The sequence below is a fragment of the Amycolatopsis sp. 3B14 genome (assembly GCF_050958625.1).
Taxonomy (GTDB): domain Bacteria; phylum Actinomycetota; class Actinomycetes; order Mycobacteriales; family Pseudonocardiaceae; genus Amycolatopsis_E; species Amycolatopsis_E thermoflava.
On sequence record NZ_JBHZEN010000043.1, the window covers coordinates 130,435 to 142,018 of the forward strand.

Here is an 11,584-nt window from a genome sequence, read left to right on the forward strand (position 1 = left end):
ACGTGCTGGCCGGCCCGCCCCGCTGCGGGCGGGTCCGGCTGGTCGCCGTTGACGGCCCGTCCGGCGCGGGCAAGACCACCTTCGCGGCGGAACTCGCCGCGGACTTCCGGGCACGCGGCGCGGCGACCGCTGTCGTCGCCACCGACCACTACGCGACATGGGACGACCCGGTCGCCTGGTGGCCGCGGCTCGTCTCCGAGGTCCTCGACCCCCTCGCCGCGGGCCGCCCGGCCGTCTACCGTCCGCTGGACTGGACCACCGGCGACCCGCGGCCGGGGCCGGTGCGCACGGTTCACCCGGTCGACGTAGTCGTGCTGGAAGGGGTGTCCGCCGGCCGCGCCTCGATCCGGCCCCGCCTGTCCGCGCTGTGCTGGGTCGCGGGCCCGGACGCCGAAACTCGGCTCGAACGGGCAGTCTCCAGGGACGGCGAGGGCATTCGCGGCCCGCTGACCGCGTGGCAGAAGTTCGAATGTGGTTGGTTCGCCGTTGACCTTACCCACCAGTACGTGCACCCGAACGGCCTAATACTTTCGTCCGATCTTACGCAGGGTGAGCACTGAACGTAACGCTATGAGCCGAATGTGTTCGTGCGTCCGGTTTGACGTAGCGCGATCGTAACCTCACGCACTTAACGAATTCCCAACATGCGGACTAGGGTCGTCGATCACGTACCCGAACATTCTCCTAGGAGTGCCACCATGCTCCCAACGCGGGCAGTTGGGTTGCGCCGCATCGCCCTGATCGGGCTTGCCGGCGCCCTCGCGGTCACGACGGCCGCTTGCGCTTCCGAGCGCGGCTCGGGCGACAGCGCCAGCGACACCTTCATCTTCGGCGCGGCCGGCGCCCCGAAGAACTTCGATCCGATCTTCAACGACGACGGCGAGAGTTTCCGCCCCGCCCGCCAGATGTTCGACACCCTGGTCACCTACAAGCCGGGCACCACCGAGCTGGAGGGCGGCCTGGCCACCGCGTGGACGCCGAGCAACGGCAACACCACCTGGACCTTCACGTTGCGCGAGGGCGTCAAGTTCCACGACGGCACCCCGTTCAACGCCGCGGCGGTCTGCTTCAACTTCGACCGCTGGTACAACATGAAGGGCGCCGCCGCCCAGAGCCAGATGATCTACTACGGCGACGTCTTCGAGGGCTTCGCGCAGAACGAAGGTGACATCAGCGGCGACCCGGTCTACAAGAGCTGCGAGGCCAAGGACGAGACCACCGCCGTCCTCAACCTCAACAAGGCCAAGGGCGCGTTCCCCGACGCGTTCGGCCTGACCTCGCTGTCGATGTCGAGCCCGGACGCGCTGAAGAAGTACGACGCCGACAACGTGACGCAGAGCGGTGAGGCGTTCACGTACCCGGCGTACGCCACCGACCACCCGACGGGCACCGGGCCGTACAAGTTCGAGAGCTTCGACAAGGCCAACAACACCATCACCCTGGTCCGCAACGAGGACTACTGGGGTGAGAAGGCCAAGACCGCCAGGCTGATCTTCAAGATCATCCCGGACGAGAACGCCCGCAAGCAGGAGCTGGCGGCCGGCACCATCGACGGCTACGACTTCCCGAGCCCGGCGGACTACAACTCGCTCAAGCAGGCAGGCGACCAGGTCCTGATCCGGCCCGCCTTCAACATCCTGTACCTGGGCATCAACCAGAAGAACAACCCGAAGCTGCAGGACGTGCGGGTCCGCCAGGCGATCGAGTACGCCATCAACAAGGACCAGCTGGTCAGGAACCGGCTCCCGCAGGGCGCCTACGCGCAGGACCAGTTCCTGCCGAACAACGTGCCCGGCTACACCAACGCGGTGGCCAAGTACAGCTACAACCCGGACACCGCCAGGCAGCTGCTGGCCCAGGCGGGCGCGTCCGACCTGACGCTGAACTTCTACGTCCCGACCGAGGTCACCCGGCCCTACATGCCGAACCCGGTGGACATCGCCGCCGCGATCACCGACGACCTCAAGGCCGTCGGTATCAAGGTCAACGTGGTCCAGGAGCCGTGGAACGGCGGGTACAAGGACTCCGTGCAGAAGGCGGGCAAGCAGGACCTGCACCTGCTCGGCTGGACCGGTGACTACGCCGACGCGGGCAACTTCGTCGGCACGTTCTTCGGGCGCCCGAAGGCCGAGTTCGGCTTCGACAACCCGCAGATCTTCGACGCGCTGTCCACTGCGGACGCGCAGACGACCCCGGACGCCAAGAAGGCGGCCTACGAGAACGCCAGCGTGCTGATCTCGCAGTACGTCCCCGCGGTTCCGCTGTCGTCGTCGCCTCCGGGAATCGTGGTCCGGTCCGACGTCCAGGGCCTGATTCCGACCCCGCTGACCGACGAGCGCTTCTACACGGTCACCAAGGGCTGAGTTCCGCTACCGAGGGCGGGGAAGCGTGCCCGGCACGCTTTCCCGCCTTGGTGCGGATTCCGAGGCACTCACATGCTCCGATTCCTGACCCGTCGGCTGCTGCAAGCGATCCCGACGCTCCTCGTGCTCTCCATCCTGGTCTTCGCCTGGCTCCGCCTGCTGCCCGGTGGCCCCGCCACCGCGCTGCTCGGCGACAAGGCGACGCCGGAGAAGATCGCGTCGCTGAACTCGGTGCTCGGGCTGGATCAACCGATCTTCGTCCAGTACTTCAAGTTCCTCGGCCGCGTCCTCACCGGTGACTTCGGTGCTTCCCTGATCAGCGGCGACAGCGTGCTCGCCGAGATCGGGCGCGCCTTCCCCGCCACCATCGAACTCGCGATCGCGGCGCTGGTCCTCGCGGTCGGCTTCGGCATCCCGATGGGGTACCTGGCCGCCCGTCACCGGGGCAGGCTCCTGGACAACGCCACCGTGCTGACCACCCTGGTCGGCGTCGCGGTGCCGGTGTTCTTCTTCGGCGTGCTGCTCAAGTACGTGTTCGCGCAGAAACTGGGCATCCTGCCGCCGTCGGGGCGTCAGGACGTCACGATCGACGCCACCCACATCACCGGGTTCTTCACGCTGGACGGCCTGCTCACCGGCGAGCTGGACGCGACGTGGGACGCGATCAAGCACCTGATCCTGCCCGCGGTCGCGCTGGCCAGCATCCCGTTCGCGGTGATCGTGCGAATCACCCGCGCCTCGGTGCTGGACGTGCAGCAGGAGGACTTCGTGCGCACCGCGGAGTCGAAGGGCCTGACCACGACGACGATCCGCCAGCGGCACGTGCTGCGCAACGCCTTGCTGCCGGTGTCGACGACGATCGGCCTGCAGACCGGCCTGCTGCTCGCCGGGGCCGTGCTCACCGAGAAGGTGTTCAACTGGAACGGGCTCGGATCCCTGCTGGCGCAGGGCATCGAGCGCCGCGACTACCCGCGGCTGCAGGCGTTGCTGCTGCTGGCCGCCCTGGTGTACGTCGTCGTCAACATCCTGGTGGACATCTCCTACGCCATCATCGATCCGAGGGTGCGGGTGCGATGACCTCCATGTTGCGGCGCAAGGCCGAACGCATCGACGACCTCGCCGAGTCCGGCGGCACCAGCCTCGCGGCGGACGCGGTCCGGCGGATGCTGCGCAACCCGGTGGCGATCACCGGCGCGGTCATCACGGTGCTGTTCGTGCTGCTGGCGATCCTGGCCCCGTTCCTGGCGCCGAAGAACCCCTACATCCCCTACGACGAGCTGCGGGTGAACCTGCGGCCGGACTTCATCCCCGGCCCGATGGACGGGTTCGTGCTCGGCAGCGACCACCGCGGGTACGACTTCTTCTCCCGCCTGCTGGTCGGCGCGCAGCAGACGCTGATCGTCGGTGTCGTCGCCACCCTGATCGGGCTGGTGGTCGGCATGGTCGTCGGCGGTCTGGCCGGCGCGCTGGGCGGCTGGGTGGACACGCTGCTGATGCGGTTCACCGACATCCTGCTCGCGATCCCCTCCCTGCTGCTGGCGATCTCGGTGGCCGCGCTGTTCTCGCAAGGGACACAGTGGACGGTCATCATCGCGGTGGCGGTGGTGAGCGTGCCGGTGTTCGCGCGGCTGCTGCGCGGCGCGATGCTCTCGCAGAGATCGAGCGACCACGTCCTCGCGGCGACCGCGCTGGGCGTGCGGCGCAGCACGATCGTGTTCCGGCACATGCTGCCGAATTCGCTCGGGCCGGTGGTCGTGCAGGCGACGCTGACGCTGGCGACGTCGATCATCGACGTGGCGGCGCTGTCGTTCCTCGGTCTCGGCGACAACGATCCCAGCCGCGCCGAGTGGGGGTTGATGCTGGCACAGGCCCAGACCCTGCTGGACGTCAAGCCGAGCCTGGCGTTCTACCCGGCCATCGCGATCGTCGTGGTGGCGCTGGGGTTCACGCTGCTCGGCGAGTCGCTGCGCGAGGCGCTCGACCCGAAGAACAGGCGGTAGCGCGTTGAGTCTCCTGCAAGTACGCGACCTGTCGGTCGTCTTCTCCCGCAAGGGAACCCGCCCGTTCACCGCGGTGGACGGGGTCAGTTTCGACGTCGAGCCGGGCCGCACCGTCGGCCTGGTCGGCGAGTCCGGCAGCGGCAAGTCGGTGACCGCGCTCGCGATCATGGGCCTGCTGCCCAAGCGCGGCGCGACGGTCACCGGCGAGGTGCTGTTCGAGGACACCGACCTGCTGCGGCTGTCCGACAAGCAGCTGCGCGACCGGCGCGGCCGCGACCTGGGCATGGTGTTCCAGGACCCGCTGTCGTCGCTGAACCCGGTGATCCCGATCGGGCTGCAGATCACCGAGGTGCTGGAACGGCACCGCAAGATGGACCGCAAGCAGGCGACGGCCGAGGCGGCGGACCTGCTCGACCGCGTCGGCATCCCGGACCCGAACCGGCGGCTGTCGGAGTACCCGCACCAGCTCTCCGGCGGCATGCGGCAGCGCGCGCTCATCGCGATCGCGCTGGCCTGCCGTCCACGGCTGCTGATCGCGGACGAGCCGACCACCGCGCTGGACGTGACGATCCAGGCGCAGATCCTGGCGCTGCTGTCCGAGCTGGTGCGCGACACCGGCACCGCGCTGATCATGATCACGCACGACCTCGGCGTGGTCGCCGGGCTGTGTGACGAGGTCAACGTCATGTACGGCGGCCGGGTGGTCGAGCGGGCGGAGCGGCACGCGTTGTTCGCCTCCGCCCGGCACCCGTACACGCACGGGCTGCTGGCCTCGATCCCGCGGCTGGACGCGCCGCGCGGGGAGAAGCTGGTGCCGATCAAGGGGTCGGTCGCCGACAACATCCCGTGGTCGCAGGGGTGCGCGTTCGCGCCCCGCTGCCCGAACGCGCTGGACCTGTGCCGGGAGGTCACGCCGGAACTGGAACCGGACACGGGCGGGATGCTGCGGTGCCACAACCCGGTGGGCCGCCCGGTCGCCGCGGGCGAGGGGGTGCGCTGATGTCCGAACCGCTGGTGCGCGTGGAAGGCCTGCAGGTGCACTTCCCGATCAAGCGCGGTCTCGTGCTGGACCGCACGGTCGGGCACGTCTACGCGGTGGACGGGGTCGACCTGGAGATCCAGCGCGGCGAGACGTACGGCCTGGTCGGCGAGTCCGGCTGTGGCAAGACGACGCTGGGCCGCAGCCTGCTGCGGCTGGTGGAGCCGACCGGTGGCCGAGCGGTGTTCGACGGCACCGACCTGTCGACGCTCAAGGGCGAGTCGCTGCGGAAGATGCGGCGGCGGATGCAGATGGTGTTCCAGGACCCGCTGTCCAGCCTCGACCCGCGGCAGTCGGTCGAATCGATCCTCATCGAGGGCATGCGGGCGCACGGCCTGGACAAGGACCGGGAGAGCACGCGCAAGCGCTTGCGTGAGCTGCTGAACGCCGTCGGCCTGCCGGAGAGTTCCCTGCGGAAGTACCCGCACGAGTTCTCCGGCGGGCAGCGCCAGCGCATCGGCATCGCGCGGGCGCTGGCCGTTGAGCCGGACCTGATCGTCGCCGACGAGCCGGTGTCCGCGCTGGACGTGTCCGTGCAGGCGCAGGTGATCAACCTGCTCGAGGAGCTGCAGGACTCGCTGGGCCTGACCTACCTGGTGATCGCCCACGACCTGGCGGTCGTCCGGCACATCTCCGACCGCATCGGCGTGATGTACCTGGGCTCGCTGGTGGAGGAGACCGACTCGGAGTCGCTCTACGCCGAGCCGCTGCACCCGTACACGCGGGCGCTGCTGTCGGCGATCCCGGTGCCGGACCCGGTGGTGGAGGACAGCCGCGAGCAGATCCTGCTCGCCGGCGACCTGCCCTCGCCCGCCAACCCGCCGTCGGGCTGCCGGTTCCACACCCGCTGCCCGTGGCGGCAGGAGACCAAGTGCGACACCGAGCGGCCCGCGCTGCGGGAGCTCGGCGCCGGGCATCGGGTCGCCTGCCACTGGGCGGAGGACATCCAGGCAGGCCGGATCACGCCGCACGAGGTGAAACCGGAATTGGTGACCGCGCAGTTGTCACCCGATGCGGCTATTCCGCAGGCCGCTTCGGTGGCCGAAATGCTGGAGCCCTGACCGGGGTACCCTGGCGACGATTCCGCCGGGGTACCCGAGGGGGCTTTACCGTGCACATCGACGCGTGGCTGGAGACCATCCCGCCGCTCCTGGTCTACCTCACGGTCGGCGTGGTGATCGGCGCGGAGAGCCTCGGGATCCCGTTGCCGGGAGAGATCGTGCTGGTCAGCGCGGCTCTCCTGGCTTCGCACCACGACGGGCTCAACCCCTGGCTGATCGGTGCCGTCGCCAGCGGCGGCGCCATCGCCGGGGACAGCATCGGTTACCTGATCGGGCGGAAGGGCGGACAGCGCCTGTTCGACTGGGCGGGCCGGAAATTCCCCAAGCATTTCGGACCGGCGCATGTGGCGGCCGCCGAGAGATTGTTCCGGAAACGCGGTGTTTGGGCGGTTTTCTTCGGCCGCTTTGTCGCGATTCTGCGCATTCTGTGCGGTCCCCTCGCCGGGTCGCTGCACATGCACTACCCGCGTTTCCTGCTCGCCAACGCGCTCGGCGGGATCGTCTGGGCGGGCGGCACCACGGCGCTGGTGTACACGCTCGGCGTGGTCGCGGAGAAGTGGCTGTCGCGGTTCTCCTACATCGCACTGGCGGTCGCCGTTGTGGTGGGTGTGGTGGTCAGCCTCGTCATCAAGAAGCGGATGGGCCGCCGTCACGAGGAGACGAGGTCGGGGAGCGCGCCCGCCGAGCGCTGACGCCTCGGCAGCGAGCCGTACAGCACCCCGGCCACCACGACCAGGCCGGCCAGCACCTCGACCAGCGCCGGGGTCTCGCCGAGCACGAAGAACGCCGCGGACATCCCGACCACCGGCACGAGCAGCGAGAACGGCGCGACCACGTTGGCCGGGTTGCGGCGCATCAGCACGGTCCAGATGCTCGACCCGAGGACGGTGCCGATCAGCACGACGTAGGTGAACCCGGCCAGGCCGAGCAGGCCATCGCCGGTGCCCAACGTGACCAGCGACTCCCACTGCACGGCCGGACCTTCGAAGATCGTGGACAACGCGAACATGGGGATCGGCGGGACCACCGACATCCACAGCGTGAAGTGGATCGGGTTGTCGGGCCTGGCCTGACGTGAGCAGAGGTTCCCCGCGGCCCAGCACAGCGCGCCGAGGAGCGTGAGCACGACCGGCAGCAGCACGGCGTTCTCCGCGCGGTGCCAGGCGATCACGCCCATCCCGGCCACCGCGGCGAGTATCCCGGTCAGCTGCCGCGCGGACAGCGGTTCGCGCAGGAAGATCCCGCCGAGCAGGACGGTGAACGGCGCGGACGCCTGCAGCACCAGCGACGCGAGGCCGGTCGGCATGCCGTTGGTCAGCGCGAGGAACAGGAACGCGAACTGGCCGGTGCCGAAGCCGAGCCCGAACCCGATCAGCCAGCGCAGCTTCACCTTCGGTCGCGGGATGAACAGGATCGTCGGGACCGCGATCACGGCGAAGCGCAGCGCCGCGGCGAACAGTGGCGGGAAGTGGCCGAGCATCGGGTGCATCGCGATGAAGTTGAGGCCCCACAGGACGACGACGAACAGGGCGAGGAGTCGGTCGCGGACAGACATGGGCGCGCAGCGCCTCCTTGAGGGGCGGCGGGTGGGGACCTGTTCAGCGTGCCTGCCGCAACTATGAAGAACAATCGAGATTGTTTGCACCTACTGTGTAGCGTTGCTTCATGGACGTCGGGCGGTTGCGGGTGCTGCGTGAGTTCGCGGACCGCGGGAGCGTGACGGCGGCGGCGAAAGCGCTGCACTGCACGCCGTCGGCGGTGTCGCAGCAGCTCCGGGCGTTGCAGGCGGAGGTCGGGCTGGTGCTCACCGAACCGGCGGGGCGGGGGCTGCGGCTCACCGACGCCGGGCGGGCGCTGGTGGTGCGGGCGGACGAGGTGATCGCCGCGGTGGACCGGGCCGAGGCCGAGCTGGACGTGTTCCGCAGCCTGCCGCGCGGCCGGGTGCGGGTGGCGATCTTCCCGTCCGCCGCGTTGATGCTGCTGCCCGGGCTGCTGCACCGGTTCGCCGAGGTCGAGGGCCTGGACGTCGAGGTGCGGGACGTCGACATGACGCCGGCCGAGGTGCCCGGGCTGGTCGCCGACTTCGACATCGTGGTCACCCACCGGGACGAGCACGCCGAGCCGTTCCCGTCGGCGCGGCTCGACGTGGTGCCGCTGCTGCGCGAGCCGCTGGACGTGGCGCTGCCGCTCGGCCACCGCCTCGCGAAGCGCCGCCGCGTGGACCTCACCGAGCTGGCCGGCGAGCAGTGGATCTCGGTGGACGTCGGTTTCCCGGTCGACGACGTGTTGCGCTCGCTGGCGGTGCGGACCGGGGTGCGTCCCCAGGTCAAGCAGCGGATCAACGACTTCCGGATCATCGAGGCGCTGGTCGCGGCCGGGCACGGCATCGCGTTGCTGCCGCGCTACACGCTGGCCGGGACCTGGTCGCGCCGGATCGTGCGGCGGCCGCTGGCGGGCATCCGCGCGGCGCGGCTCATCGAAGCCGTCCTGCGCACCGGCGCCGGCACCCGGCCGCCGGTGGCCACCGTGCTGGACCTGCTGCACGCCGAGGCCGCCGCGGTGACGAAGCAGCCCTAGCCCGGCGCGCCGGCGCCGCCCGGTGAACCGGATCAGGCCGTGGGAGCCCGGGAGCATGCCCACCCCCTGGTGTTCGACCGGTCGGCGGCGTGCCGCCTCCCCCCCGCGCCGAGGAGCTCTGCGAAGCGGCCCGGCTCCGCGACTGACACTGTGGCCGGCGTCACTGTCACATCCACGGCACGGCCGGTGCCTCGTGTTCGAGCAGTTCCCCACACGAGGAGGAAGCCGTGGAAACCCGGTTCGACCTGATGTCCAACGAGATCGGCGCCAAGCTCGCCAAGCGGTTCGCGAACGTCGCCGCGGTGCTGCACACCTCGGCCCTGCCGCAGTCCACACAGGAGCTGGTGTCGTTGCGCGCCAGCCAGATCAACGGGTGCGCCCCGTGCGTCGACATGCACACCAAGGAGGCCGCGGCCGCCGGGGAGAGCGCGGTGCGGCTCAACCTGGTCGCGGTCTGGCGCGAGGCCACGGTGTTCACCGAGGCCGAGCGGGCGGCGCTGGCGCTCGCCGAGGAGGGCACCCGCCTGGCGGACGCGCACCAGGGCGTGTCCGACGAGACGTGGGCCCAGGTGCGCAAGCACTACGACGACGACCAGATCGCCGCGCTGGTGACACTGGTCGCGATGATCAACGCCGCCAACCGGATGAACGTGATCGTGCGCAACCAGGGCGGCTCCTACCAGCCCGGCATGTTCGCCGCCGCGGTCGCGAACTGACGAGAAAAGGCCGGCCGCACACCAGCGGCCGGCCTTCTCCCGGAATCAGCGGTGCGCGCGGTTCACCGCGGACACGACCGCCCGCAGCGAAGCCGTCACGATGGACGGGTCGATGCCGATGCCCCAGAACACCTTGTCGCCGATGGCGCACTCGATGTAGGAGGCGGCCTTGGCGTCGTCGCCGGGGGTGAGGGTGTGTTCGCTGTAGTCCAGCAGCCGCAGGTCGTAGCCCACGGTGGACAACGCGTCGAAGAACGCGGCGATCGGGCCGTTGCCGGAACCGGTGATCTCCTGCTCCTCGCCGTCCACCCGCACCGTGGCGCGCAGCTGGTAGTCGCCGTTCGCGGTGACGTGCTGGCTGATCAGCTGCAGCGGCGTCTGCGGCTCCAGGTACTCCTTCGCGAACGCGTCCCACATCGTGCGCGGGTCGACCTCGCCGCCCTCGCTGTCCGTGTAGCGCTGGATGACCTGCGAGAACTCGATCTGCAGCCGTCGCGGCAGGTCGAGCTGGTGCTCGGTCTTCATGATGTAGGCGACGCCGCCCTTGCCCGACTGCGAGTTCACCCGGATGACGGCCTCGTAGCTGCGGCCGACGTCCTTCGGGTCGATGGGCAGGTAGGGCACCTCCCACGGGAACTCGTCGACCGGTACACCGGCCTTCTCGGCGGCGCGGTGCAGCGCGTCGAAGCCCTTGTTGATCGCGTCCTGGTGGCTGCCGGAGAACGCGGTGAACACCAGGTCGCCGCCCCACGGGGTGCGCTCGTGCACCGGCAGCTGGTTGCAGTATTCGACGGTGCGCTTGATCTCGTCGATGTCGGAGAAGTCGATCTGCGGGTCGATGCCCTGGCTGAACATGTTCATGCCCAGCGCGACCAGGTCGACGTTGCCGGTGCGCTCGCCGTTGCCGAACAGGCAGCCCTCGATGCGGTCCGCGCCTGCCTGGTAGCCCAGCTCGGCCGCGGCGATGCCGGTGCCGCGGTCGTTGTGCGGGTGCAGCGACAGGATCACCGAGTCCCGGCGGTCCAGGTTGCGGCCCATCCACTCGATCGAGTCGGCGTAGACGTTCGGCGTGGCCATCTCGACGGTCGCAGGCAGGTTCAGGATGACCGGCCGCTCCGGGGTGGGCTGCCAGATGTCGGTGACCGCGTTGCACACCTCGGCGGCGTAGGACAGCTCGGTGCCGGTGTAGGACTCCGGCGAGTACTGGAAGCGGAAGTCGGTGTCGGAGTACTTCTGCGCGTACTCGACCACCAGGTCGGCGGCCTGCAGCGCGATCTTCTTGATGCCCTCGCGCTCCTCGCGGAACACCACGCGGCGCTGCAGGATCGACGTCGAGTTGTAGATGTGCACGATCGCCTGCGGCGCGCCCTCCAGCGACTGGAAGGTGCGCTCGATCAGCTCGGGGCGGCACTGGGTCAGCACCTGGATGCGCACGTCGTCGGGGATCGCGCCGTCCTCGATGATCTCGCGGACGAAGTCGAAGTCGGTCTGGCTCGCGGCCGGGAAGCCGACCTCGATCTCCTTGTAGCCCATGCGCACCAGCAGCTCGAAGAACTTGCGCTTGCGGGCCGGCGACATCGGGTCGATCAGGGCCTGGTTGCCGTCCCGCAGGTCGACCGCGCACCACAGCGGCGCGCGCTCGATGCGCTTGTCCGGCCAGGTGCGGTCGGGCAGTTCGATGTTCTCCACCAGCTTGTACCAGGGCTGGTAGCGGTGCACCGGCATCGAACTGCCGCGCTGCGGGTTCCACGCGGGCTGGTCGGCGGGGGCGGGACGCGAAGGCTTGCGGATGCGGCTCACGGTGGGATCGGAGCTGGTCATTGCTGGG

At 69.7% G+C, this 11,584-nt stretch carries 11 protein-coding genes; 9 read left to right on the plus strand and 2 right to left on the minus strand.

The genetic code is table 11. The features are described from left to right. Nucleotides 1–2: 2 nt before the first annotated feature. From ACCP09_RS24240 to ACCP09_RS24270, 7 genes are all read left to right on the plus strand, one after another. On the plus strand, nucleotides 3–560 hold the full coding sequence (locus ACCP09_RS24240; RefSeq protein WP_123684584.1) for a uridine kinase family protein: 558 nt from the start codon (nucleotides 3–5) through the stop codon (nucleotides 558–560). Between the two features lie 138 nt (nucleotides 561–698). Continuing rightward, nucleotides 699–2,363 carry an ABC transporter substrate-binding protein gene (locus ACCP09_RS24245; protein ID WP_208722384.1) on the plus strand — a complete coding sequence of 555 codons (1,665 nt, stop codon included), beginning with the start codon at nucleotides 699–701 and terminating at the stop codon, nucleotides 2,361–2,363. A gap of 72 nt (nucleotides 2,364–2,435) precedes the next feature. Further along, nucleotides 2,436–3,440 carry an ABC transporter permease gene (locus tag ACCP09_RS24250; RefSeq protein WP_027933522.1) on the plus strand — a complete coding sequence of 335 codons (1,005 nt, stop codon included), beginning with the start codon at nucleotides 2,436–2,438 and terminating at the stop codon, nucleotides 3,438–3,440. Beyond that, nucleotides 3,437–4,363 carry an ABC transporter permease gene (locus ACCP09_RS24255; RefSeq protein ID WP_123684585.1) on the plus strand — a complete coding sequence of 309 codons (927 nt, stop codon included), beginning with the start codon at nucleotides 3,437–3,439 and terminating at the stop codon, nucleotides 4,361–4,363. Before ACCP09_RS24250 ends, ACCP09_RS24255 begins: the two co-directional genes overlap by 4 nt. 4 nt (nucleotides 4,364–4,367) lie before the next feature. Further along, nucleotides 4,368–5,363, plus strand: coding sequence for an ABC transporter ATP-binding protein (locus ACCP09_RS24260; protein ID WP_027933524.1), 996 nt, complete (start codon nucleotides 4,368–4,370; stop codon nucleotides 5,361–5,363). Continuing rightward, complete coding sequence (locus tag ACCP09_RS24265; RefSeq protein WP_027933525.1) at nucleotides 5,363–6,463, plus strand: ABC transporter ATP-binding protein; 1,101 nt, start codon at nucleotides 5,363–5,365, stop codon at nucleotides 6,461–6,463. The genes ACCP09_RS24260 and ACCP09_RS24265 overlap by 1 nt, the downstream gene beginning before the upstream one ends. Before the next feature lie 50 nt (nucleotides 6,464–6,513). Beyond that, nucleotides 6,514–7,155 (plus strand): DedA family protein, encoded by a 642-nt coding sequence (locus tag ACCP09_RS24270; RefSeq protein ID WP_378335886.1) that lies wholly within the window; start codon nucleotides 6,514–6,516, stop codon nucleotides 7,153–7,155. On the opposite strand, the gene ACCP09_RS24275 is transcribed toward ACCP09_RS24270, so the two are convergent. Next, the gene (locus ACCP09_RS24275; protein ID WP_027933527.1) at nucleotides 7,113–8,018 is read right to left on the minus strand and encodes an EamA family transporter; all 906 of its coding nucleotides are present in this window, start codon (nucleotides 8,016–8,018) and stop codon (nucleotides 7,113–7,115) included. The genes ACCP09_RS24270 and ACCP09_RS24275 overlap by 43 nt on opposite strands. A 110-nt stretch (nucleotides 8,019–8,128) precedes the next feature. On the opposite strand from ACCP09_RS24275, the gene ACCP09_RS24280 reads away from it, so the two are divergent. Together ACCP09_RS24280 and ACCP09_RS24285 are read left to right on the plus strand one after the other, a co-directional pair. Next, on the plus strand, nucleotides 8,129–9,040 hold the full coding sequence (locus ACCP09_RS24280) for a LysR family transcriptional regulator (protein ID WP_027933528.1): 912 nt from the start codon (nucleotides 8,129–8,131) through the stop codon (nucleotides 9,038–9,040). A gap of 227 nt (nucleotides 9,041–9,267) precedes the next feature. Next, nucleotides 9,268–9,756 carry a carboxymuconolactone decarboxylase family protein gene (locus tag ACCP09_RS24285; protein ID WP_378335887.1) on the plus strand — a complete coding sequence of 163 codons (489 nt, stop codon included), beginning with the start codon at nucleotides 9,268–9,270 and terminating at the stop codon, nucleotides 9,754–9,756. 45 nt (nucleotides 9,757–9,801) lie between these two features. On the opposite strand, the gene leuA is transcribed toward ACCP09_RS24285, so the two are convergent. Then, nucleotides 9,802–11,577 (minus strand): 2-isopropylmalate synthase, encoded by a 1,776-nt coding sequence (leuA, locus tag ACCP09_RS24290; RefSeq protein ID WP_027933530.1) that lies wholly within the window; start codon nucleotides 11,575–11,577, stop codon nucleotides 9,802–9,804. Nucleotides 11,578–11,584 lie beyond the last annotated feature (7 nt).